Source organism: Streptococcus dysgalactiae subsp. dysgalactiae (assembly GCF_900459225.1).
Taxonomy (GTDB): domain Bacteria; phylum Bacillota; class Bacilli; order Lactobacillales; family Streptococcaceae; genus Streptococcus; species Streptococcus dysgalactiae.
Genome location: NZ_UHFH01000003.1, coordinates 1,031,042 through 1,056,289, shown reverse-complemented (window position 1 = coordinate 1,056,289; position 25,248 = coordinate 1,031,042). Strand labels below are relative to the sequence as shown.

At 38.2% G+C, this 25,248-nt stretch carries 21 protein-coding genes and 2 pseudogenes; 4 read left to right on the top strand and 19 right to left on the bottom strand.

The window, feature by feature from the left end:
- Positions 1 to 167: 167 nt before the first annotated feature.
- Positions 168 to 860 (top strand): LexA family transcriptional regulator, encoded by a 693-nt coding sequence (locus DYD17_RS05605; protein WP_003050598.1) that lies wholly within the window; start codon positions 168 to 170, stop codon positions 858 to 860.
- Between the two features lie 145 nt (positions 861 to 1,005).
- Here DYD17_RS05605 and DYD17_RS05600 read toward each other — a convergent pair whose 3' ends face one another.
- The 6 genes from DYD17_RS05600 to DYD17_RS05575 all read right to left on the bottom strand — a co-directional run bounded on the left by DYD17_RS05600 (position 1,006) and on the right by DYD17_RS05575 (position 6,767).
- Positions 1,006 to 1,812 (bottom strand): FAD-binding oxidoreductase, encoded by an 807-nt coding sequence (locus tag DYD17_RS05600; RefSeq protein WP_003050595.1) that lies wholly within the window; start codon positions 1,810 to 1,812, stop codon positions 1,006 to 1,008.
- The gene (locus tag DYD17_RS05595) at positions 1,802 to 2,233 is read right to left on the bottom strand and encodes a hypothetical protein (RefSeq protein ID WP_003050592.1); all 432 of its coding nucleotides are present in this window, start codon (positions 2,231 to 2,233) and stop codon (positions 1,802 to 1,804) included. The genes DYD17_RS05600 and DYD17_RS05595 overlap by 11 nt, the downstream gene beginning before the upstream one ends.
- A 294-nt stretch (positions 2,234 to 2,527) precedes the next feature.
- Positions 2,528 to 4,090, bottom strand: coding sequence for a signal recognition particle protein (gene ffh / locus DYD17_RS05590; RefSeq protein ID WP_003050589.1), 1,563 nt, complete (start codon positions 4,088 to 4,090; stop codon positions 2,528 to 2,530).
- Positions 4,091 to 4,104: 14 nt separating this feature from the next.
- On the bottom strand, positions 4,105 to 4,437 hold the full coding sequence (locus DYD17_RS05585) for a putative DNA-binding protein (RefSeq protein ID WP_003050586.1): 333 nt from the start codon (positions 4,435 to 4,437) through the stop codon (positions 4,105 to 4,107).
- Between the two features lie 109 nt (positions 4,438 to 4,546).
- Entirely contained in the window at positions 4,547 to 5,245 is a 699-nt protein-coding gene (locus DYD17_RS05580) for a GntR family transcriptional regulator (protein ID WP_115252868.1), read from the bottom strand.
- Positions 5,246 to 5,324: 79 nt separating this feature from the next.
- Positions 5,325 to 6,767 carry a hypothetical protein gene (locus DYD17_RS05575; protein ID WP_115252867.1) on the bottom strand — a complete coding sequence of 481 codons (1,443 nt, stop codon included), beginning with the start codon at positions 6,765 to 6,767 and terminating at the stop codon, positions 5,325 to 5,327.
- Between the two features lie 167 nt (positions 6,768 to 6,934).
- Here DYD17_RS05575 and guaA point away from each other — a divergent pair, with 167 nt between their 5' ends.
- Both guaA and DYD17_RS05565 read left to right on the top strand, forming a co-directional pair.
- Positions 6,935 to 8,497 carry a glutamine-hydrolyzing GMP synthase gene (gene guaA / locus DYD17_RS05570; RefSeq protein WP_115245909.1) on the top strand — a complete coding sequence of 521 codons (1,563 nt, stop codon included), beginning with the start codon at positions 6,935 to 6,937 and terminating at the stop codon, positions 8,495 to 8,497.
- 228 nt (positions 8,498 to 8,725) lie between these two features.
- Positions 8,726 to 9,889, top strand: coding sequence for a cation:proton antiporter (locus DYD17_RS05565; protein WP_115252866.1), 1,164 nt, complete (start codon positions 8,726 to 8,728; stop codon positions 9,887 to 9,889).
- Between the two features lie 76 nt (positions 9,890 to 9,965).
- On the opposite strand, the pseudogene DYD17_RS05560 reads toward DYD17_RS05565, so the two are convergent.
- From DYD17_RS05560 to gyrA, 11 genes and pseudogenes are all read right to left on the bottom strand, one after another.
- Positions 9,966 to 11,117, bottom strand: a pseudogene (locus tag DYD17_RS05560) (IS3 family transposase).
- A 120-nt stretch (positions 11,118 to 11,237) separates the two neighbouring features.
- A complete protein-coding gene (locus DYD17_RS05550; RefSeq protein ID WP_115252865.1) occupies positions 11,238 to 12,461 on the bottom strand; it encodes a peptidoglycan bridge formation glycyltransferase FemA/FemB family protein in 1,224 nt (407 codons plus the stop codon).
- Between the two features lie 231 nt (positions 12,462 to 12,692).
- On the bottom strand, positions 12,693 to 12,920 hold the full coding sequence (locus tag DYD17_RS05545; protein WP_115252864.1) for a pneumococcal-type histidine triad protein: 228 nt from the start codon (positions 12,918 to 12,920) through the stop codon (positions 12,693 to 12,695).
- A gap of 33 nt (positions 12,921 to 12,953) precedes the next feature.
- Positions 12,954 to 14,059 (bottom strand): IS3 family transposase gene (locus DYD17_RS05540; RefSeq protein ID WP_115252863.1). Its coding sequence is split into 2 segments (ribosomal slippage): positions 12,954 to 13,783 and positions 13,783 to 14,059, totalling 1,107 coding nucleotides; the frame shifts between segments, so codons are not numbered across the junction.
- 71 nt (positions 14,060 to 14,130) lie between these two features.
- Positions 14,131 to 14,920: pseudogene (locus DYD17_RS05535) on the bottom strand (metal ABC transporter solute-binding protein, Zn/Mn family); the annotation flags it as partial.
- Positions 14,921 to 15,260: 340 nt separating this feature from the next.
- The gene (locus DYD17_RS05530) at positions 15,261 to 16,235 is read right to left on the bottom strand and encodes a DUF1002 domain-containing protein (RefSeq protein WP_115252862.1); all 975 of its coding nucleotides are present in this window, start codon (positions 16,233 to 16,235) and stop codon (positions 15,261 to 15,263) included.
- A 272-nt stretch (positions 16,236 to 16,507) separates the two neighbouring features.
- Positions 16,508 to 16,966: a pneumococcal-type histidine triad protein gene (locus DYD17_RS05525; protein WP_003050551.1), complete on the bottom strand. Its 459-nt coding sequence runs from the start codon at positions 16,964 to 16,966 to the stop codon at positions 16,508 to 16,510.
- Complete coding sequence (locus tag DYD17_RS05520) at positions 16,963 to 17,904, bottom strand: metal ABC transporter solute-binding protein, Zn/Mn family (RefSeq protein WP_003050549.1); 942 nt, start codon at positions 17,902 to 17,904, stop codon at positions 16,963 to 16,965. Before DYD17_RS05520 ends, DYD17_RS05525 begins: the two co-directional genes overlap by 4 nt.
- 150 nt (positions 17,905 to 18,054) lie before the next feature.
- A complete protein-coding gene (gene gloA2, locus DYD17_RS05515; protein WP_115252861.1) occupies positions 18,055 to 18,468 on the bottom strand; it encodes an SMU1112c/YaeR family gloxylase I-like metalloprotein in 414 nt (137 codons plus the stop codon).
- A gap of 87 nt (positions 18,469 to 18,555) precedes the next feature.
- Positions 18,556 to 19,305, bottom strand: a complete 750-nt coding sequence (locus DYD17_RS05510; protein WP_003050545.1) for a class A sortase — start codon at positions 19,303 to 19,305, stop codon at positions 18,556 to 18,558.
- Positions 19,306 to 19,313: 8 nt separating this feature from the next.
- Positions 19,314 to 21,818, bottom strand: a complete 2,505-nt coding sequence (gyrA, locus tag DYD17_RS05505) for a DNA gyrase subunit A (protein WP_003050543.1) — start codon at positions 21,816 to 21,818, stop codon at positions 19,314 to 19,316.
- Between the two features lie 202 nt (positions 21,819 to 22,020).
- Here gyrA and DYD17_RS05500 point away from each other — a divergent pair, with 202 nt between their 5' ends.
- Complete coding sequence (locus tag DYD17_RS05500; protein WP_003050541.1) at positions 22,021 to 23,004, top strand: L-lactate dehydrogenase; 984 nt, start codon at positions 22,021 to 22,023, stop codon at positions 23,002 to 23,004.
- Between the two features lie 56 nt (positions 23,005 to 23,060).
- Here the strand turns inward: DYD17_RS05500 and DYD17_RS05495 are convergent, their stop codons facing one another.
- Together DYD17_RS05495 and nox are read right to left on the bottom strand one after the other, a co-directional pair.
- The gene (locus DYD17_RS05495; RefSeq protein ID WP_115252860.1) at positions 23,061 to 23,594 is read right to left on the bottom strand and encodes a dihydrofolate reductase family protein; all 534 of its coding nucleotides are present in this window, start codon (positions 23,592 to 23,594) and stop codon (positions 23,061 to 23,063) included.
- 68 nt (positions 23,595 to 23,662) lie between these two features.
- Positions 23,663 to 25,030, bottom strand: coding sequence for a H2O-forming NADH oxidase (gene nox, locus DYD17_RS05490; RefSeq protein ID WP_003050536.1), 1,368 nt, complete (start codon positions 25,028 to 25,030; stop codon positions 23,663 to 23,665).
- Positions 25,031 to 25,248 lie beyond the last annotated feature (218 nt).

Here is a 25,248-nt window from a genome sequence, read left to right as displayed (position 1 = left end):
TCCCTAATATTAATAGGTGTTCACAAAGATAAACTATTGTTATCATACGCTTTCTTAAGAAAATTGTCAAAAATTCTAATAATGATATCTTGTGAAGTGCTTGCTTTTCCAGCGTCATTTTGTTATACTTTTAGTAAAGTTATAACTTTACTAAAAGGAGTACTTTCATGTTTTCTGGAGATCAATTAAAAACAGCACGTTTAGCAAAACAACTAAACCAGGAAGAGTTAGGTCAGCTATTAAACGTCAATAAAATGACTATTTCTAACTGGGAAAAAGGGAAAAATATCCCTAATCAAAAGCACTTTGAGCAACTCTTAAGTTTATTTGGATTAACAGCAGACTATTTCAACAAAGACCATCGTTTGTTGATTCCTTTTAATCAACTGCTTCCTGTTAATAAAGAAAAAGTTATTAGCTACTCAGAACAACTTCTTAATCAACAAACACCTATCACTAAGCTTCCTAATAAGTCCAAAAAAGTTTATTCTTACCGTGTTTATGAGAGTTTATCAGCCGGTACTGGCTACTCTTACTTTGGTGATGGCAATTTCGATGTGGTTTTTCATGATGAACAATTAGACTATGACTTTGCCTCTTGGGTTTTCGGAGATTCTATGGAACCCACTTATCTAAATGGGGAGGTCGTTCTCATTAAGCAAGACAGTTTTGATTACGACGGTGCCATCTATGCCGTAGAATGGGATGGGCAGACCTATATCAAAAAAGTTTATCGTGAAGAAGATGGCTTACGCCTTGTCTCCTTAAATAAAAAATATTCTGATAAATTTGCTCCTTACGATGAAGACCCAAGGATTATAGGAAAAATCATTGCTAATTTTATGCCACTAGAAGTGTGATGCTATCGAAGTTAAATCATTAAAGGCATTCAAGTTTATATGACAATCATAAAAAAGGAGCTAATGAATAACACTTTCCCTAGAAATAGTTGGACCTACCTCCACTTTCAGGGATATCAAGTTATCCGTTAACTTCTTTTTGTTATTACCACAAAAATTCTTCATAATAAATCCGTTGAGGAGCTACTCCCTGCTGTATTAATCGTTTTCGCCACGTTCTTCCCATACCAGTAGGTCCTCCTAGTAAAACAACGCTATTGGCACTTTTAGTCGAAAATTCTCTTAAAATAATATCTTCACTATGGCGCCCAACTTGACTAAAAACTTGAAGATTCCCTTTTAAGGACATCTTTTCTAAGTTTTCCATATGAACAAAGTCTTCTTGTCTTTTAACAGAATAAAAGAGTGTTATTTTGATATGGCTATTAGCTTCCATAATGGCCATCAGTGGGACAATTCCAATGCCACCAGCTATTATGAATAATTCACTAGGTTGGTGCCTTTTTATGATACTTTGATATTGTCCAAAACCTTGAGAAATGGACACTCTGCTCCCTAATTCTAAGCTAGCTAATTGCTGAGTAAAATCTCCAACTTCCCGTATCACAAATTCTATATCCTGCTTCATATTAAGAACGTTAAAGACAGAAAATGGATGAGGTTCCTTCATCTTAGGATATTCGGGAAATGATATAAAGACAAAATCACCTGGCTGAATGTTTAATTGAGACTGTTCGGGTACGGAAATCGTTAGCTTAACAATATGGTCCCCTATTTTTTGACAGTCCTTGAGATGACCTTCTAAACCTTTCGCCTGAGGAGCAAATGCTGTCCATAAATATAAACTCATGACAATCAAACTGATAAAACTAAATAAACTCACAAATATGAAAATTAGCGCAGTTGCTAAAAGCATCAAGCGATGAATCCAGATCGATTGCTCATGTTTCAAGTAAGATTCCAACTTTTTCTTGATAAAATCCAAAATTTTGATTCGGCTGGTTAGCCAACCTGATAAATAACATTGAAAAAGCTGCTACCGCAAGAAATATAATGAGTGCTGCTTCGCCAGTGGACTTGATCAATCCCTGTGAGGGATCTAGTTCTTTATGAAATAAGGCTAATAAAATAGCCAATAAACTAAGGATACCATGTATAACATATAGGTGTGACAGCCCAACCCATCGATCAACCCAGTGCGGTTTAGTACTAAGATAAATGGCTGCTAACATCCATGCATAAGAAATAACTCCCAAACGGACTCCCAGTCCTAAAGAACTTCCTATTAAACTAATTAAAAAGAGGGAGGGAAGTAAAAAAAGAAAAAGACTCCAAATGACAACTAATCTAGCGTTTAAATGGTTGTTAATCATAACGTTCTCCTAGCTTTATTCCTCTAAAAGTGAATTTTTCAACTTATCACTTCTTAAACGGATGTTTCTACAGGGAATTAAAAGCTCCATAGCTATTGTGATAGCTAAATCTTAGTCATTTAAACTTAACTTTTTCTTAAAATGAAAGATATTTTTAATGATGATTCATCATTTGCTTTATGATGACCAGTCTACTAGGTCATTAGACTGAAATAAAAAGGTCTAGTCCTGTAGCATACAACACTAAACCTTTGGTCAATGACCTTTATTTTATAGAGATGAATTGAAAAACTGTTACTTACGCTTTTTCTTAGCTTTTTTGATTTTATTGGCTTGACGTTTCATGGCCTGCTTCATCGCAAATTGTCCAATTTTCCCCTTGAACCCACCGCCAAACAGTTGACTCATATCCATATCACCACCAAGGCCAGATAAATCAGGCATACCACCTTGTCCCATCATCCCTTCTAAGGAAGACATATCTGGCATACCAGCAGGCATGTTTTTAGGAAGATTACTGGGATTAATACCCATATCTTTCATCATTTTAGACATATCGCCCGACATAACCCCTTGCATCATGCTTTTGGCTTGGTTAAAGTCTTTGATAAATTTGTTAACTTCTACAAAACTGTTCCCAGAACCAGCTGCAATACGACGTCGACGGCTCGGGTTTAGTAAGTCAGGATTTTCACGTTCAGCAGGTGTCATTGAAGAGACAATAGCACGTTTGCGAGCAATTTGATTTTCGTCAACTTTCATATTGGCCAAAGCTGGATTACCAGCCATTCCTGGAATCATTTTCAAGAGGTCTTCCATAGGCCCCATATTTTGCACTTGATCTAACTGCTCAATAAAATCATTGAAATCAAAAGTGTTCTCACGCATTTTTTCGGCTAACTCTAAGGATTTTTTCTCATCATATTCCTGGCTAGCTTTTTCAATGAGGGTAAGCAAATCTCCCATTCCCAAAATCCGACTGGACATGCGGTCTGGGTGAAATGTTTCAATATCTGTGATTTTTTCACCAGTACCTGTATATTTAATTGGTTTTCCAGTGATTTCACGGACAGATAGCGCCGCACCTCCACGGGTGTCACCATCAATCTTTGTTAACACAACCCCTGTGATGCTCAACTGATGATTAAACTCGTAGGCTACATTGGCAGCTTCTTGACCAATCATGCTATCTACAACTAAAAGAATTTCATTTGGTTGTGCTAAAGCCTTGACATCGCGCAGCTCTTCCATCAGTTTTTCATCAATTTGCAAGCGACCCGCAGTATCAATCAAGACATAGTCATTGCGGTTTTCACGAGCTTGTTCCAAACCTTTTCTGACAATATCGACTGCTGAGTGGTCTGTCCCCATATCAAAAACAGGTACATTGATTTGTTGCCCCAGTGTTTTTAACTGATCAATGGCTGCTGGACGGTAAATATCGGCAGCAATCATCAGTGGTCGCGCGTTTTCTTCTTTAATTAATTTATTAGCGAGTTTTCCTGCAAAAGTTGTTTTACCAGCCCCTTGCAAACCGACCATCATGATAATAGTTGGAATTTTTGGAGATTTATCAATCTCTGCGGTTTCTGAGCCTAAAATACTCGTTAATTCTTCATTAACAATCTTAAGAATTTGTTGTGTTGGATCAAGAGTATCAATAATCTCATGGCCAATAGCGCGCTCACGTACGCGCTTAATAAAGGTTTTAACAACTGGTAAAGCGACATCGGCTTCTAAAAGAGCTAGACGAATCTCTTTTGTCACTTCTTGAACATCTGATTCTGATAATTTCTTTTTACCGCGAATGTGTTTAAACACATCTTGCAAACGTTGGGTTAAGCTTTCAAAAGCCATAGTCAAAACTCCTCTTACTCTCTATTGTCAATACTAGTTAAAATGGAAATTCTTTCCTGTAAATACTCGTCATCGGGATAATGATTGATCATCTCATCAAAGATCTCACTTCGGACAATATAATCTGAATACATGTGAAGTTTCATTTCATAAGTCTCTAAAATCTTTTCTGTCCGTTTAATATTATCATAGACTGCCTGACGACTAACACCAAATTCCTCAGCAATTTCAGCTAAACTGTAATCATCTGCATAATACAATTCAATATAATTCATCTGTTTATCTGTTAACAGAGCTGCATAGAATTCAAAAAGGGCATTCATTCGATTTGTTTTTTCAATTTCCATAATCTTCATTTTATCATATTGTGATAGTTTTTAACAGTAGCAAATCAGTGTAAGGGCATTGATTCTCTTTAAGGCAATCAAAGATGGAAGCTTCTCAGAAACTTCCATCTTAATTATTTTCTAAATAAAATTCAAAACGATCACCGACATATTGGCTTCGTACATATTCGAAGGGTTTACCATCTGTAAAATAAGAAATCTGAGTCAAGGCTAAAATAGCATGACCTTTGGCAACTTCCAAATAAACAGCGACGCGATCGCTTGCAGTTTTAGCATAAATCGTCTGCTGGCTTTTACCGATTTCATAACCGTTAGCTATTAATGTTTGAAAAAAATGCTCTGTAATATCCGTCCGTTTTACACGTTTAATAAATTTCTCGGGAATTGAAGCAACTTCATAGACCAGAGGAATATTATCAGCATAACGGATACGTTCCATTCGAATCACATGGTCTGTTTTTTCCAGAGCCAATTCTTTCACTTCTGTATCACTGGCTAACTGTCTCTGATAGGACAATAATTTCGAGGACGGCGTGCGTCCTTGGGAACGCACAATTTCTGTAAAACTTGTGGTTCCACGCATTTTTTCTTGAACACGGTGACTGGCCACATAGGTGCCGCTCCCTATCCTTCTTTCAAGGATCCCCTCTTCCACAAGTAAGGTAATAGCCTGTCGTAAAGTCATGCGGCTAACAGAAAAATGTTCTGCCAAGTCTCTCTCACTAGGCAGACGACTACCAATTGGACAAACACCGTGATCGATGTCTTTTTTGATAGCGTCATGAATTTTAATATAAGCTGGTAGCATGCCTTACTCCTCAAATCAATTCTTCTTTTATTTTATCATATTTCACCTTAAAATGGCAGGGCAAATAGCCAGGCTATTATTAATTAATGGTATTACCTACAATCGTTACAGGCGAATTGGGAGGAAAATGAATTGGCTCCATAAACCAACTTGGAGAAGGTTCTTTGTTAGCTCTAGAAACAATGGAAGAAGCGAACACATTATTTATTACAGTGATGGTTCCTACTTCTGAAGAATGCTGACCAATAGAACTACTGTAAGCTTTTAACTTCCCTTTGGAATCGATATAAGGTAAAAATTGATTTTGACTTATCGTAATATTATGACATAAATGTCGTATTTGATTGAAAGCATCATAGTTTGGAGCAATTTTCTTTAATAGGTCACCATCCCATGCAAATCGATGTGTGGCAGCATCAAACTGAATGGCTTCTGAGAAAAAATCATGTCCTCCAGCTTTTGAGAGCAGCCCGCTTTCTTCTGTTAGCTCAGGAGCATAGCCGATGAAGTCATTTTTTTCAAATAATGAATTTTGCAAAGAACCTAAATCAAAAAAATGACTATTACGTTGATGGACCATAGTAAATCGATTATTGTAAACATGCCAATCACTGCCATGGTCCGCCATAATCATAAAGTGATTGCCTTTGTTTAAGTCACTTGCTTTAAAGTGAATACCTGCTAAAGTGAGATGATGCACTCCCTGATGAGCTTCGGGTCCCGTCGGAAAGCCAAACCAATACACGGTTCCTTGAGTGATTAACTCTGTTTGGTTACCAACGATAGCAGTTTCTGATGGCAGTACAGCATAATCTATGTCAGGAGTCATTGAACCAATCCGAAATTGTCCTTTTGGAAAAGCCAAAATACTGTTAGGATGAGTTTGAGCATACGTAAAAGCTTTTCGGAGAAGTTGATTATTTTCCTGAGCAGTATTCTCCTCCTTTAGAGCTATGCGGTAGGGTGCTACAATATCCTTTTTTGGAATGCCATTTAAGTTTTGACTATCATTCAAGGTCATATCATATTGGTAGCCACCACTCGAAGGAGCATGGTGAGGTTTAACCTTTTCTACGGTTGCTAATTGTCCCTGATAGGTATTTCTATCTTCTTTTACCTTCGGAGAAGATAACTTAACAATATCCCCTTTTGCAAACTTAGCCTTATCAGCTTTTGTCAAATCTGATTCTCCTACATGGATGCTAACTTGTTGCATGGGAAAGGTTATATCATAATGATGGTTGAGTCGGCACTTGTCATCCAGATTTGCAAGTCGCTTGCTTACTTTTCCAATCCAGTCACGGTATTTCCCCGGAAGTTTAGCCTGAACTTCTTGCCCCACCTGATAATGTGGCTTTTGATTAGCACTTCTTTGGATTAGTCCTGCAGTTGCTAACATATTGTGAAGATTCGAAAAACTATTGGTGAGTGCAAAGAGGGCAAATAAAAGACTGATCAAAAGCCCAAGTAAGAGTAATTCACTCACTTGAAATAAGCCAAAAATTCTTTTCTTCCTAATCACAGGACCTCCTTGCCACTCATATTTTATCCCTTAGTCTTTTATTGTAACATAACTCCTAGACATCTTTATATTCCCCCAAAGAAATTCTAATGTCTTTTTGACAAAAATATGCTACAATAAGTTGAAAACTATCAATCTGACGGTTGATATAGAATGAAAGGATTATAATGACTGAAATTTCAATTTTGAATGATGTTCAAAAAATTATCGTTCTTGATTATGGTAGCCAGTACAACCAGCTGATTGCTAGACGTATTCGAGAGTTCGGTGTTTTTTCCGAACTTAAAAGCCATAAAATCACCGCTCAAGAACTTCGTGAGATCAATCCCATTGGTATCGTTTTATCAGGCGGACCTAACTCTGTCTACGCTGATAACGCCTTTGGTATTGACCCTGAAATCTTTGAACTAGGGATTCCGATTCTTGGTATCTGCTATGGAATGCAATTAATCACTCATATGTTAGGTGGTAAAGTTGTTCCTGCTGGCCAAGCTGGAAACCGTGAGTACGGTCAGTCAACTCTTCACCTCCGTGCCGATTCAAAATTGTTTGCAGGTACTCCTGAAGAGCAACTTGTTTTGATGAGTCATGGTGATGCCGTCACAGAAATTCCAGAAGGCTTCCATCTTGTTGGTGACTCAAACGACTGCCCTTACGCGGCTATGGAAAATACTGAGAAACACCTTTACGGTATTCAGTTCCATCCAGAAGTGAGACACTCTGTGTATGGGAATGATATTCTAAAAAACTTTGCAGTCTCTATCTGTGGGGCGCGTGGCGATTGGTCAATGGATAATTTCATTGAAATGGAAATCGCGAAAATTCGTGAAACCGTAGGTAATCGTAAAGTTCTTCTCGGACTTTCTGGGGGAGTAGATTCTTCAGTTGTTGGCGTCCTTCTTCAAAAAGCTATTGGTGATCAATTAACTTGTATCTTTGTCGATCATGGACTTCTTCGTAAGGATGAAGGAGACCAAGTTATGGGAATGCTTGGGGGCAAATTCGGACTAAATATTATCCGTGTGGATGCTTCAAAACGTTTCCTTGATCTTCTTGCAGATGTTGAAGATCCTGAGAAAAAACGTAAAATCATCGGTAATGAATTTGTTTACGTTTTTGATGACGAGGCCAGCAAATTAAAAGGTGTTGATTTCCTTGCTCAAGGAACGCTCTACACTGATATTATCGAATCAGGAACAGAAACTGCCCAAACCATTAAATCTCACCATAATGTGGGAGGCCTTCCTGAAGACATGCAATTTGAATTGATTGAACCTTTAAACACTCTCTTTAAAGATGAAGTTCGTGCTCTTGGAATTGCTCTTGGAATGCCTGAAGAAATTGTTTGGCGTCAACCCTTCCCTGGACCTGGTTTAGCTATTCGTGTTATGGGAGCTATTACTGAAGAGAAACTTGAAACTGTTCGCGAGTCAGATGCTATCCTTCGTGAAGAAATCGCTAAGGCCGGTTTAGATCGTGACGTGTGGCAATACTTTACAGTTAACACAGGTGTCCGTTCTGTAGGTGTCATGGGAGATGGTCGTACTTATGATTATACCATCGCTATTCGTGCCATTACTTCAATTGACGGTATGACAGCTGACTTTGCTCAACTCCCTTGGGATGTCTTAAAAAAAATTTCAACACGTATTGTCAACGAGGTTGATCATGTCAACCGTATCGTCTATGACATCACCAGCAAACCACCTGCAACTGTTGAGTGGGAATAATTCACTAGCGTGAGAACCATCTGTCTTATACAGATGGTTTTTTGTTTGCTAATCTTTCTTTTCAGTGATAACGACCATACTCATGTTTTACAATAATCTGTCAATTATCATTATTGATTTTATGTCTATTATAAAACAACTTAAAAGGTATTTTTAGTCATAACTTAACCTTTTTAGCTAAAAATGTTATAATATAATGATAATTTCAGAAATATTATTGGAGTTCATATGCAAACCTTATTAGAGATAACTATTATTCTTATTGCTAGTCTCATGGCTACTTTGTTGGCAAATCGTCTAGCTATTCCTGCTGTTGTTGGCCAGTTATGTGTCGGTATTTTAATCGGTCCATCTTTACTCAATTTAGTCCATGAGGGGCACATTATGCACTTCCTGGCTGAAATAGGGGTTATTTTACTGATGTTTCTAGCTGGACTAGAAGCTAATTTAGAACTATTAAGAAAATACTTCAAACCTAGTCTAGTAGTTGCTATATCGGGTGTTGTTATCCCTATGGTAGCTTTCTACTATGTTGGAATTGCCCTTGGCTTTCCTATTAATACAGCCGTTTTTTATGGACTCGTTTTTGCAGCAACAAGTGTATCCATTACTGTGGAAGTACTGCAAGAGTACCAAAAGGTACGAACGAAAATTGGGGCAGTTATTCTAGGAGCTGCGGTAGCTGATGATGTGCTTGCTGTTCTACTGCTAAGTTTCTTTATGTCATCTGCAGGAGCCTCAAGCCATTTAGTGATGCAAGTTGGTTTACAAATCCTCTTTTTAGTTTTCTTGGTTTTTTCTGTCAAACTATTGGTTCCCAAATTATATGATTGGAGCCAACATATCCCCTATTTTGAGAAAGAAACCTTCCTTGCATTACTGATTTGTTTAACCTGGTCTCTCCTTGCTTGGTCAGTCGGCATGAGTTCTGTTATTGGGGCATTTTTTGCCGGTCTAGCTGTTGGGCAAACATCCAAAGCGGATATTGTAGAACACAACATATTAGTAATTGCTTACAGCATCTTTATTCCCATCTTTTTTGCGTCTATTGCGCTACCACTTCAATTAAATGGTGTCTTCTCTTATTTAGGATTAGTTCTAGCATTAACCTTATTAGCTATTGTTACCAAATTACTGCCTTCCTATCTCGTTGGAAGAGGTTTTGCTTTTTCTCGTCAGGAATCACTTTCTATTGGAGCTGGGATGGTTAGTCGCGGGGAAATGGCGCTGATTATTATTCAAATAGGTCTCGCAGAGAAATTGATTACTCATCAAACTTATTCTACTTTAGTTGTGGTTGTTATCTTAACGACAATGATTGCTCCTTTTATTCTAAAATTTTCTTTTAAAGGGCATTTAGAACAATACCCTAATGTTAATAAATCCCTGTAACCATAGAGATAAAAAGAACTCGCCTACTTGTACGGACTCCCTGGACTTGTCAAGAAAAAATAGACATAAAGTTAAGCTAATTAGTAACTATTTTTTCAAATTCTACAGGTGAGAGATATCCTAAAGCTGAATTCAGACGTTCAGGGTTATAGTAAGTCTCAATATATTTAAAAATCTCAAGCTGAGCTTGCTCAATAGTTGCGAAATGAGCATCATTGACAAGCTCTCTTTTTAATGTTTTATAAAAGGCTTCCATGAGTGCATTATCGTATGGATTACCTTTTCGACTCATACTGGACTTCCATTTTTTCCGTCTAAGTAGGACCTGAAATCGTGCCCCCGGTATATTGAGACCCCTGATCTGTATGGACGATTACCCCTTCTTTAGGCTTTTCTCTATCATAAGCTTGATTGAAAGCCTCTGTTACCAACTTGTCTTGCATACGTCGGCCCATTGCCCAACCAACAATCTTTCTACTATAAACGTCTATAAAGACAGATAAATAAAGTATTCCTTCTTGTATAGGGATATAGGTTAAGTCTCCTAGCCATAATTTATTCTTACCAGTTGCTTGGAAACATTGATTAACAAGATTGGGACGAGTTAATGAAGAACGTCGACGGTTATAGTATTTATAGTTATATCGACTTCCTTTAGCATAGAGACCTAACTGATGAAGGAGTCTACCAACACGTTTATGATTGACATGCATGCCACGTCTACAAAGTTCTTGGGTAATTCGTACACTTCCGTAACGCTCTTTATGTTCATAGAAAATGGCTTTAATCATTTCCTTCAAAGCTTCATTCTCAACATGCCTTGAAGATGGACGACGTTTTAAATAAGCATAGAAACCTGAACGGGAAACTTGAAAAGTTTGACAGGCGTGATGACTATTCAAGCTAACACTATTTTCCTTCAGAAACCGAAATTTTATTTCTGGTTTGGCTTCAAGAAGACCTGGAACTTTTTTAGAAGAGCTAATTCCTCCTGTAGCAGTTTGTTCTCTTTTTCAAGTTTTTTTATCTCAAATTGAGCATGACGAAGTGCGCTCCCGTGTCCTGGGAACGCACTTTCTCCATATTTTTCATATTCTTGAACCCATCGATAAAGACTATTGGGATGAATTTCTAAAGTTGAACTAACCATTTTTACAGACTGCTCTTCCTCAAGGATGAGTTTTACAGCAGAGAGTTTGAAGGCTTTATCAAAGGTTTTTCTTGGCATAATGACTTTTCCTCGTTTCCACTTAATTTTGTGTCTACTTTATTATACCAAGTCCAACCCTAAAAGTTAGATTTGTTGTCTAACTTTTGGGGGTCCGTACATACTTTGGCGAGCTCTTTTTTAATGCTTATGTTTTAACCGTTTCCGGAAGGTGTAAAGCATATTAGCAAGGACATACAGTGGACTCACAGGAAGTGTAAACTCTCCTATAAATTCTTCGATAACAGGAGAGAAATGAGACTTGAACCTTGTTAATCCGTCGTCAAGAGTTCCTTCTACACCTCCCATATTCGCCCAAATAATCCCATCTTGATAAGCATCTTGAAAGACTTTAGGATAGAGAAGGTATTGCGGATAGCATTTTTTAAACGCCTCATTCATTCCAGCATAAAGCATCTCCATGACATTTCCATGAGAAATGGAAAGAATCCCTGCTATAACAACATCTTCAGGTGAGCTTGTCCCAAAAGTTTCAAAGTCAACAATGTAACGTTCCAAAGAACTTTTCTGCTCTTCTAATTTCTTGAGTCGTTTTTTTTGATGTGGTTGAGTAAGTTCAATCTCCTCATTAACAACTGCTAATTGTTGCTGATAGTGTGTCAATTGCTGTGAAATGTTGACTTTGGCCAAATGTAAGTAAGCTCTATCACCATAGATTGCCATTAACTTTTTAAAATAAGCTTTATTACGTAGGGAAATATTTTTTCGTTTTTCTGTTAATGAAACAACTGCTGAAAACTGTTCAATCTCTGATGGCGTTGCACGATAAGTTGTTACCCCACGCTGCATAGCATCTTTCATCAGACGCCTAGTGTGTTTTGGAAAGGTGAGGTGATGCTCTTTCTCAGGATAAACATTAGCTTGAAACCGGGGTTGGATGCTATCTGCAATAGCTGTCGTCAGACCTGTCCAATGAGCACCTGCCTTCTTCAGATTCTCAATAGCTGTTAAAGCAGTTGTTTTTTTCTCTCCTTCTTGACCTAGCGAATATTGTTTTAAAAGTATCGCAGGATCGCATTTAATAAATAAAGCTTTTTTCAATTTACCGTAATCTTTGAGTGTATTCATCGTAAAAGTTACCAAATCATAATCCCCATAATCCATGACTGGTCCTCTAGGGATATAGATAATAGTCATCCCGAGAGGTAATGGTTTAATTAACAGAGATAAAGAAGCAACCTGCTGATTTCCTTTGTAGATACCAATCCGTTCATTTTCCCATTGGTCTTTAACCTTAGCCCAATTACTACTCTGTAACAAATTGACTTGCTCATGTTGCGTTACAAAAGCATCGTGTTCTTCTGCCGAAATTCCTATTTTTGAATAAAATGTTACCTTTGTCATTTGCCTCTCTCATCTTCTAAATGTATTTAACCAAATAAACGTCACTAAATCGTGTAGCAAGCAATCACTAAACCGAAACTAGCCTATCAAGAAAGGCTCAAAGATTATTTAGTCCTCAACTATATATTCGTAAATCATCTGATAAAATTGAGAGTTTATCAAAAAAATAGATTAAGAGTTGGTTATACTATTTTTCAATATTTTTATAGGTTTGTTTTATGATTTATAGGCTTATAACTCCTTAGAAATGCCTTCTTTTCGACTAATGTCATCAGGTGATTTATCTGCTGCTAACGTTGTTTTTTGAGTTTTGTTCTTGCCCTTGTCTATCACATAAGAAATCGTATTGTTATCGGTATGTTCAGCTTGATATTTTCCTAAAACATACCCAAACGAGCTACATAAGACAACTAAGGCTGCTGCTGTTCCAATTATTTTGTTACGTTTTGAAAAGGCCACAGTTTTCTGTACAACATTTATAAAGTGTTTTTATTAGACCGTTAATCTTTTAGTCATTGGTGTTTGGTAGTTGAGACTACCATGAATGCGGTGGTAATTCCACCAATGAACATAGTCTTTAGTCTTAAGAGCTAGTTCTTCCAGCGATTGAAAGGTTTCTTGATAAACAAATTCAATTTTGAAAGCACGATACGTACTTTCAGCTACGGCATTGTCATAAGGAAAACCAGCCTGACTAAGCGAACGTGTGATTCCAAAGGCTTCCAATATTTCATCAATTAACTGATTATCAAACTCTTTGCCACGATCTGAATGGAACATCTTGACTTTGGTCAGGGCGTAAGGAATGCTTTGAATGGCTTGCTTAACGAGTTCAGCGGTCTTGTGCCAACCAAGAGACAGGCCGATGATTTCACGGTTGTATAGGTCAATAATAAGGCAAACATAAGCCCAACGATTGCCTACACGAACATAGGTTAAGTCAGTGACTAAGGCTTGTAGTGGTCTTTCTTGCTTAAATTGCCTGTCTAAATGGTTGGGAATAGGGGCTTCATTCTTGCCTCTGGAATGTGGTTTGAAGGTGGCTTTCTGATAAACAGAAACCAAATTGAGTCGCTTCATAATGCGTCGAATCCGACGACGTGAAAGTGTAATACCTTCGTTATTCAAGCATATTTTGATTTTTCTGGATCCGTATCTGGCCTTACTTTCGAGAAAAATAGCTTTGATATTTTCTTCAAGTTCCGCTTCAGATACTGGCTCTACAGCTTTGTAATAATAGCTAGAACGAGGAATGTTCAACCAACGACACATGGCTGAAATGCTATAGTTATCCTTATTAGCAGTGATTATTTCCCTTTTTGTGCCATAATCACCGCCGCTTGCTTTAGGATATCTAATTGCATTTCGAGTTCTTTATTGCGTTTCCTGAGTTCAATCAGCTCCCGCTGTTCATCTGTCAGATTATCAACAGACTTGAATGAACCTGTTGTTTTGGCTTGTCTAACCCACTTATCGAAGGTGGAAGGGGTTAGCTCATATTCCTTGATGAGACTGCTACGCTTTCTACCAGCATTGTAAAGGTCAACAATTTGTTGCTTCAAATCATAGGTGAAGTGGCGACGTATTTTTCTAGACATATCTGATCTCCTATTTTCTTTAGTGTAGAACACTTTATAAGACTGTCTAGTTTAGTGTAACCGATTCACGTTTCTAAGGGACTCAATAGTTTCAGGTTAACGCCAGTGATATGAGCAACGGTTTTTGCTAGCTTTTGTGAAACATTCTTCTCAACAAAAATGGTTTTCACCTGATAAGTTTTGATGAAATCTCTAATGTCGGTTAATTGTCTAGCTGTTGGCTGTTGCTCTAGAGAAATCCCTCGCTATTCTAACTGTCTTAGATAATATCGTTTTGCCAGATAAGAAAATGCCGTGTGTCGGGTGTCAAACGTTCTGGTTTTAACTGTTTTAAATTTAGCTTGAAAGCTATGATTAATCACCTCAGACTCTTTTCTAAACGCTTTAGCGTTTTTTTGATAAACTACTTGATGTTTGGGATTAATCTTTGCCAACTGCTTATCAATGATATCTGCTTTATCTGCAGCTAATATTGAATCTGACCATGTATGAGGATCATATAGTCTTGCAGGATCAATGCCATCCGTGACAGGCATATCCTCTAAACCTTCTACCTTATCCATAACTAACCTTTTTGAAGCTTCAACAATTTTAACCGTTGACTCATGCTTATTGGCATCTAGTTTACCCGCCCAAACCTCCAAGCTATGAGAGTTGATAAACAAATAAATCAGCATCATATATCGCTGCCACATCATTAGGCGAAGGTTCAAATGAGTGAATGTCTGCCCTAGACTGAATCATTTTCACATCATTCAAATCACCAGAGATATACTTGGTCATTACATAGACAGGATAAAAACTGGTAACTATGTGTAGCCCTTCTTTGACCTGCCTAGATGGTGTTTGACAGTCTGTCATTAAAGGGAATAATAGGCAGCATGACAAACCGAGACCAAAAGCAATATACTTTCCCTTTTGGCTCCTTTCTAATAAGAAAGTGTAACATCGTTAAATAGGTCATCATTAAACATTATTAATTAGTTAAGTATATGACTCTTTTTAGTCATTGTTAATCCTCTTTTAGACGTTTTCTAGCTAATAACATATCGATAAATCCCTATAACTCAATATCTGCAAGCTGTTTAAGTTAGTTTAAAAGATTTTTTTAGATAAACAAAAACTGAATGCGATCATCCAGTTTTTATGAACCAATAGAACTACTGCCACAAGGCTTGAAAGAAAACATCCCTACCCTTTTTTAGACGTGGCGTGATAAGCCATTAATGAACTGCTTAAAAAAATCCACAATCTGCTGCCAAATGCCCTTACCCTTATCAAGGGCTTGATTGGCATCAAAATGAAGATCAATGTGGTCAAAAGTTCCATTAGCTTTGCTAACAATACTTGCTTTTAAATCATTTAGAGTTTCCACAAATTGACTATTTGTAATTACACCACTATTAGATAAATGAATAGCAAAATTAACAATGACGTTGATTTGATGGGCTGTTACAGATTGGTTTAAGCCGTAATTTTTCAAAGTATCTTCAACAATCTGACGGGCACGCTCCTCTGAGAGGTTCTTTCCACCTTCTGCCACAGCTGCTTTGATATCAGTTAAGGCAACATTTAACTTATCAGCATCATAACCTACCTTATCCGCATTATCAGTATTGATACTAGACAGTGTGGCTAATTCTTCTTGTGCAAGCTGCTTGTTCTCCTCTGGAACTTTGGCCCCATTTTTTTCTAAGGAGTAATAAATACCGGCCAGTGCTGATTCTCCAGTGACAGGGATAGGAGAGGCAACTTGAATGCTTGCATGCTCAATGCCAAGAGTAACTGCTGCATTTCGATACATGTCCTGAGTCACTTTTTGAATCATCTGGGGTGTCTCGATTGTCACTGTTAAGGTCTCTTTTACTCCTAACTTTTGAATTTTAACAGAAGAATAAAGCTGAAGGCTCGGATCATCTGCTACATTCATAATAGAGGCATAGGCTGTAGTGTTCAATGTTTTAATTTGTTTATCCTTAGCACTATTGTAGTGGAGCAAACTCAACGTTTGGTTCTGTTGGTCAGGTGATAAGGAGTAGCCTAATACATAATCCGGCTGCACATAGTGTTCATCAATAACAGTTTGGACGTTATTCGTTGCTGCGAAAGCAGTTTGGATGGTAAAGACCGATGCTAGCACAAGAGCACCTACCACTAACATTTTTTTATAAGTCATTTTCATTACCTCAATAAAGCTAAATTTCCTATGGGAGAAGAGCTATTTCAAATGATCGATAGGCACAATAACCTTTGCAAACCTCTCATTGTAATTTGTCACAAACCTCTATTCCCTCTTCTTTTTCAAAATCCAGTGGGACTATTGTAGCATTTTTCCTACCATAAGACGATTAAAAACTGTCAGCATCAGTGTCACTCCTGAAACAAAAAATGCCCTTTGGAAATTCTTCCAAAGAACAGTCATTAATTATTACTATTTTACCATCAAACTTATTCTTCTGAAACCGTTCTAAGATTATCTCGATGGTTTTGATCTTTCAAATAAACGTAGTAGGTCTCACCTACTTTAAGGATATAACCATTTTGAATGTCACTGATAACATGGCTATTGTCAAACTGGTAATCTTCAGGAGCCAATAATTCCGTTGATAATAAACTGTCAAATGGAACTTCTCCATTATAAAAATGGTAATGATCTCCATGTGAGGTAACAAACCCGTCATCTGAAATCGAAACAACAATTTGCTCAGCAGCAATACCTTCTTTTTGATCAATTTCTGCTGGGGTTTTATCACTGTCATCTTTTAGCACTTTTTCGTGGCTTTTGTGACTTGTTTTATGACTTTGATCATTCTTGGGCTTAGTACCTTCCATCGATTGAGGTTTACAAGCTGTTAAACCACATAAGATGACAGCTAGTACTATTGTTACATTAATGCGTTTGTTCATTTTTCTTTCTCCAGGACATCATAAAGTACGGCTAAATTCATCTCCAAATTGTCAAGATAAGATTTTTGATTATCTGGAGCGATTTCAAGGGGGCTTAATTGTCTCACACTAATCCCACTACTTTTTGCTAGCGTTTTGGCGAGTTTGCCAGAAACATTTTCTTCCATAAGAATTGTTTTGACACCATATCGTTCAATAAAACGCTTCATATCAGCCAATTGTTGGGGACTCGGTTCTTGTTCTGGGGAGACACCTGCAATGCCTAGTTGCGTTAGGCCAAAACGTTTTGCTAAATAGGAAAATGCTGTGTGCTGTGTCACAAAGGTATGACGGGGAAGACTAGCGAATTTCGCTTGATACCGTTCTACTAGCTTCTGAGCCTTTAACTTAAAGCGCTTGGCATTTTTGAGGTAATACTCCTTATGGTCAGGATCTTTTTTTGCTAATAATGTGGCAATAGCATCTGCTTCCTGGCTGGCTAATAGAGGATCTGTCCACGTGTGAGGATCATTGAGTGCATTTGCGGACATGCCTTTCTTTAAGGGAACTTTTTCCAGCCCTTGCACCCTTTCTAATGGCAAATGAGCCGCTCCCTCTAAAACAAGTACTCCTTTTTTTCTAAGCTGGGGAGCTAAATCAGCCGCCCATGATTCTAGGATATTGGAATGGTAAATGAAAATATCCGCATCATAGGTCCTAGCAACCACATTAGGACTAGGTTCATAAGAATGTATGCTAACCGTTTTCACCATCAGGTCAATCTGGTTGTAATCTCCCGAAATCTCCTTTGTCAAAGCATAAACGGGATAAAAGCTGGTCTTGATATGTAAGCCTTTTGCTAATGGTTTATCAACAGACCGGCAACCAGACAAGCCCAAGCCCACAAAAAGGAAACTTAAGCATAGCCATTTGACAGTAGTAACAATATTTTTTCTCATATAAACTCTCTTAACTAGTTAATCATCTGATAGCATATCATCTTTTAATTCCCTTGTCAATCTCTTATCATTTGATGAGAAGCCAATATTCTTTTAAAGCAATCAAAAACCCTACTGATTGTCAAAGACACCAATAGGGAATTCACTAACTTATTCATGTAACTCTAAAGGCAGGCCATCCGGATCAAAAAAGAAAGTCATTTTCTCACCTGTATAATCATCATACCTGATAGGCTCTACTGGAATTCCTAAGCTCTTTAGGTCATCTACATAACTCTCAATGTTGGTAACACGAAAGGCAAGATGTCTCAAACCACAGGCTTCCCTGTCAAATTCTGGTCTACCAACACGTTTTGGTGGGGATTGATAAAAAGGATCACTGGTAACATTTCCAAATATCTCCAATTCAATCTGACCACAGGCTAAATCCAACTTATAATCATGTCTCTCCGGTCTGTGATTCTCTCGGATAATACGAAACCCTAACTTATTAACATAAAAATCTTTTGATGCCTCATAATCGGAGACAATAATAGCCACGTGGTGAATAGCATCTAAGTGCATAATCCCTCTCCTTTCAAAAGAAAAAGTAGGGAAGGACTCGTTATAGCCTCCTCCTACTTATTAAATGATGTCGTCGCCTCTATTCTATTAGGTAGAGACTTGATTATAGGAATGACTGAACGCATTAAGTACTTCAGCAGGCGCATTATCGAAATCATACTCTGTTTTGAGTTGTCCTTTCACAATAATACGTTCTGTTGCTTCCAAATCTGTACAGGTTACTAAAGTAATCTCTTTAAGCCCAGGTGTGTCATAAATCACATCAACTCGCTCAGGAGCCACCGTAGAAACCTCATGGATGTTATACTTGTAGATTTTTTCTTTATCCGTTAAGTAGATAGCCATACCATTTTGGGCTCTTTCCAACGGTGAAAAAAGCATCTGAGAAGAACCAGTCATACCAAAAATATGATGACTAGCAAGAGAGTAATTATTTTCGCCTCCCATAACTTGGTCCTCTTTCATGGTTCCAGCACCATAAATTAATTCGACATTGCCTAGCCCTTTAAAAATTGGTAGGTTAATACCAACTTCTGGTATAGCAATACCTCCTATGACAGGGAGTTTTTGAGCAGCCATTTGCGCTTGTAAAACAGCCTCTGTGCTGACTGGCTCAACAGCCTGAAAATCAAAAGTCGATTTGACTTCCTTATTTTTTTTGATGTCCTTTTTGGATACCTTGGTTACTTGATACTTGTTAGAATTCCATGCAATTAATGTGTTGCGAATGGGCTTATTAAAGAGTAAGGCCAACCCAAGAATTAAAAGGACAGCAATCAGAATTTTCCTTGCCCATGACATCGGTTTTCTACTCTGACGACGTTGTTTTTTTACCATTCGTTTCGTTACTCCTCGTCATTATTTGGTGTCATATCTGTAGCAGCTGGGATTTGGCTTTGCTCTACCTCACCAATAGTTTCTTCCTCATCATCTGCTTGAACCAAAGCAAATGTCACGATTTTAGCGTCTGCATCTAATTTCATCACTTTAACACCTAAGGTAGCACGACCCGTTTGGGAGATATTAGCCACGTTTGTTCGAATAATAACCCCTTTATTAGTGATGACCATAATATCTTCTGTGCCGTCAACTGTTACAAGTCCAGCCAGTTGCCCGTTTTTAGGAGTGATGTTAGCTGTCTTAATCCCTTTCCCCCCTCTGCCTTTGGTTGGGTATTCTATGGCCTCAGTTCGTTTCCCATAACCATTTTCAGTAATCACGAGGACTTCCTGATGATCATTGATACGTGAAGCACCGACAACTCTATCGTCCTCACGAAGACTGACACCACGAACTCCTGTCGCAGAGCGGCCCATGTTGCGGATACTTGCCTCATTAAAGCGCACAGAATAACCGGACTGAGTTCCAATAATGATATCGTCTTGACCATTGGTCAGTAGCACGTTAATCAGTTGATCTCCCTCTTTCAAATTGAGGGCACGCAGACCGTTTTGTCGGATATTATTAAACTCAGATACTTCTGTACGTTTGACAACCCCTTGTTTTGTGGTAAAGAAGAAAGATTTTCCAGCGGTTTCTTCCTTGCGTGCATTGATAATGGTTTGAATAGTTTCACCATCTTCCAATTTTAACAAATTAACTATTGGAAGGCCTTTGGCTGTGCGACCGTATTCAGGAATTTCATAAGCTTTCAAACGATAAACCCGTCCAAAATTCGTAAAGAAGAGCAAGGTGTCATGGGTACTTGTTGATACCAGCTCACGAACAAAATCGTCATCATTGACCCCTGTTCCTTGAACACCACGGCCCCCACGTTTTTGGGCACGGAATTCATCTTGAGCAAGACGTTTGATGTAACCTTTATTGGATAAGGTGATTAAAACGTCTTCTTCTTCGATTAAATCTTCATCCTCTAGAGAGAGGACTTCACCAATCATTAATTCTGTGCGACGAGGGTTAGCGTATTTACGCTTAATCTCATCCATCTCTTCTTTAATAATAGTCACAACGCGTTCCGGCTTAGCTAGAATATCAGCTAAATCAGCAATCAAAGCTAACAATTCATCATATTCTGATTGGATTTTATCTCGCTCCAAACCAGTCAAACGACGCAAACGCATGTCCAATATGGCTTGGCTTTGACGTTCCGATAAGTTAAAACGAGACATTAATTCTGCTTGGGCAATGACATCTGTCTCACTGTTTCGGATAATAGCAATGACTTCATCCAAGTGATCTAGAGCAATCAACAATCCTTCTAAAATATGAGCTCTAGCTTCTGCCTTATTCTTATCAAATTGAGTACGGCGAGTAATCACTTCTTTTTGATGGCTAATGTAATTATCAATAATTTGTCTTAATGATAAGATTTTAGGTACACCATTTTCAATAGCTAGCATGTTAAAGCTAAAGTTTGTTTGAAGACTTGTCAATTTGAAAAGGTTGTTCAAAATCACATTGGCTGAGGCGTCACGACGGATTTCAATAACGAAGCGCACCCCTTCGCGACTAGATTCATCACGCACGGCAGTAATGCCTTCGATGCGTTTTTCTTGAGCCAAACGAACAATATGTTCATGTACTTTTGTTTTGTTGACACCATAGGGAAATTCCGTCACCACAATACGTTCACGACCAGTTTTAGTGGTTTCAATCTCTGTACGCGACCGTAAGACAATAGAGCCTTTTCCTGTATCGTAAGCTCTATGAATTCCTGAACGTCCCATGACAAGAGCTCCTGTCGGAAAATCTGGCCCTGGAATGACTTCCATGAGATCTCTCGTTGTGCAATCTGGATTCTCCATAACCATTTTGACAGCATCAATTGATTCTGCCAAGTTGTGTGGAGGGATATTAGTTGCCATCCCAACCGCAATACCGGTCGCACCATTGACCAAGAGATTAGGGAAGCGGGCTGGTAATACTAGCGGCTCTCTTTCGCTACCATCATAGTTATCTTGAAAATCAACCGTATTTTTATTAATATCTCTTAATAATTCTAGCGCAATTTTACTCATACGCGCTTCAGTGTAACGTTGCGCCGCAGCACCATCGCCATCCATAGAACCAAAGTTTCCATGACCATCAACAAGCATGTGACGATAACTCCACCACTGTGCCATACGAACCATGGCTTCATAAATAGAAGAATCTCCATGTGGATGATATTTACCCATGACATCACCGGTAATACGGGCTGATTTTTTATGTGTTTTATCAGGCATGACACCGAGTTCGTTCATCCCATAGAGAATACGACGATGAACGGGTTTTAAACCGTCACGCACATCTGGAAGCGCCCGCGCTACAATAACACTCATAGCGTAGTCGATGAAACTCGTCTTCATTTCGCTTGTCAGATTGACGTCAATTAAATTTCTATCTTGCATTTAAGGAATGCTCCTTTTCTAGTCAATACTCTAGTCAATACTATGTTCCATTATACCATAAAATCCTTATTTTTTCTTTCTGGAAGCGTTATCAGAAAACTATTTTCATTATTTTTCTGAATTCCATGACAAACAATTCTCAATATGTTAAAATAAAGTCGTACGAGCGATTGCTCTAATAAAATTAAGGAGATGTTTAGAAATGACTGCAACTAAACAACACAAAAAAGTAATCTTGGTCGGCGATGGTGCCGTTGGTTCATCATACGCTTTTGCATTGGTAACACAAAATATTGCTCAAGAACTTGGTATTATTGATATTTTTAAAGAAAAAACTCAAGGAGATGCTGAAGATTTAAGCCACGCTCTTGCTTTTACATCACCTAAAAAAATCTATGCAGCTGAATACTCAGACTGTCATGATGCTGATCTCGTTGTCTTGACAGCAGGCGCTCCTCAAAAACCAGGTGAAACACGCCTTGACCTTGTTGAAAAAAATCTTCGTATCAATAAAGAGGTTGTTACACAAATCGTTGCATCTGGTTTCAATGGTATCTTCCTTGTTGCTGCTAATCCAGTTGACGTTTTAACTTACTCAACTTGGAAATTCTCAGGCTTCCCTAAAGAGCGTGTCATTGGATCAGGTACATCACTAGATTCAGCCCGCTTCCGTCAAGCACTTGCTGCTAAAATTGGGGTTGATGCGCGTTCAGTCCACGCTTATATCATGGGTGAGCACGGGGATTCAGAATTTGCCGTTTGGTCACACGCTAACGTTGCGGGGGTTGGACTTTACGATTGGCTACAAGCAAACCGTGACATCGATGAGCAAGGTTTAGTTGATCTTTTCATATCTGTCCGCGATGCAGCCTACTCAATCATCAACAAAAAAGGTGCTACTTTCTACGGTATTGCAGTTGCCCTAGCTCGTATTACAAAAGCTATCCTTGATGATGAAAATGCTGTTCTTCCACTTTCTGTTTTCCAAGAAGGACAATACGAAGGCGTTGAAGATTGCTATATTGGTCAACCAGCTATCGTTGGCGCATATGGTATCGTTCGCCCAGTTAATATCCCTCTTAACGATGCTGAACTCCAAAAAATGCAAGCTTCTGCAAATCAATTGAAAGCTATCATCGATGAAGCTTTTGCTAAGGAAGAATTTGCTTCTGCTGCTAAAAACTAACCCCCCATATCTAAAACATCCTAAACATGTAAAAGAGACCCTCTGGGCCTCTTTTTTTATTCTCTTTTATCATATCGTAGCATGGCGATACCATCTGTGACAGTCGATTCTATCAGTCTTAAATGACGTTCTTGACGATTGCCTGTAAACAAAGGCCGACCACACCCCAAAATAGTCGGGATGATACCTATAATGTAATGGTCGATGAGGTCAGCTCCTATTAGGCTATGAACAAGGTCTGCTCCGCCAAATATCCAAATCGGTCCTCCCTCTCCTGCTTTCAATTGCTTAAGAGTACTAACTATATCTTTAGAAAAATAGACATTTGAATAGGGACTAGTCATTACTTGACTACTAGCCACATAAAAGTTTTTTTCTCGGTAACCTTCTATTAGCTCAATCGGACAATCTTCAAATGATTTTCGCCCCATAATAACGGTATCACAGGAAGCAAAGAAGGATGGATTATCAAATTGGTTAGCACTATCATATGCATCCGTTCCGTGCCCCTCAATCCAATCATAGGTCGCGTCTTCCCTTGCGATAAACCCATCTAAACTCATAGCAATGTTCAAGACTACTTTTCTCATTTTTCCTCCTAAAAAGTGCCTCCATAGGGAGACACTTAATATTATACACGAATCAAAGACATCTTATCTTATTCTGCTCCTAAGGCTGCCATTGTAATATAGTTATATGGCTTGTTAAAGTGAGGCAAGAAGAAAATATCTGTCAAAGCTAATTTTTCAATGGTTACGCCTTCTTGGATAGCAAGTGAGAACATGTGAATTCCCATTGACATATCTTCACGCGCTGCCATTTGAGCACCCAAGATACGACGTGAGTCTTTATCATAAACGATTTTGATTGTTACTGGGAAGTTACCATGTTCGATAAATTCAGGTTTTTGATTATCAGTATATTCCGTCACTGCAGCATCAAAACCAAGACGTTTTGCTTTTTCAAGTGTCAAACCAGTTGAAACCATGTGCAAGCCGTAAATGGAAATACCGTTTGAGCCTTGAACGCCAATACCTTCAAGGTCTGTACCACAAGCGTTATGAGCTGCTACAATACCTGTACGAACAGCATTCGACGCTAACGCAATGTAGCTTGTGTCACGAGTTGCATTGTCATAAATCGTTGCACAGTCACCAATAGCATAAACACCTGGAATAGAAGTTTCTTGACGTTTGTCAACAAGGAAAGCACCATTACGGAAAAGCTCAATCTTACCATTTCCAAGAGCTGTATTTGGACGGAAACCTACAGCAAGGATAACCATGTCCACATTGTATTCCTTTTTATCAGTAATGATTTTTTCAACTTTGCCATCACCAGCAACTTCTTTAACTGTTTCACCAAAGGCTAATTGAATACCGTGTTCTTCCATGTTTCTAGCCATTAAGTCAGTCATATCGCGATCATAGTAACCTGCCAAGCAAGTATCTACAACATCAATAAGAACAACTTCTTTACCTTTACGTTGGAAAGCTTCTGCCAACTCAACACCAATATAACCTGCACCGACAACAGCTACTCGCTTGATATCTTTATTTTCAAGCTTAGCAATAACGTCTGCCGAGTTTTGGTACAACTTCACAAATTGAAGATTTTCAAGAGTTGCTTCAAATTCAAGTGATCCTTCTTTGATTTCGGCACCTTTAATCGGTGGCAAGATAGGTTGCGATCCAGTTGCAAAAATCAACTTGTCATAGCTTTCCACATGTTCTGTACCATTCACAAGAGCAGTCACTGTTTTGGCATCGTAGTCGATAGATTGAACAGGTGATTCCATGTAAACTTTAGCCCCTAAAGACTCTAATTCTTCTTTATCTGAATAGAAAAGTCCTTCTGGTCCAGCAATTTGCTCACCAATCCAAAGTGCCATACCACAACCTAAAAATGAAATATTTGAGTTTTGGTCAAATACAACAATTTCATTGGCATCACCATAGTTTGTTAACATAGTCTTGATACAGGCAGTACCAGCGTGGTTTGCACCAACAACAACGATTTTACTCATATATTTTGTTCCTCATTTCACAATATTATATAGGGCTTTATTATATCACAGTCAAAAAACGCTTCCAAATATATTGCTCACTTTTCTTATCTATTTCTTCTTTCATCAACCGATTTTCTCATTTATCACAGAAGATTGTCCATTTTTTCACTATTATTTTTTTATATAACAGTTTAAAGTTTGTTAATTAACTAACTTTGCTAATATAAAAAAGTTCA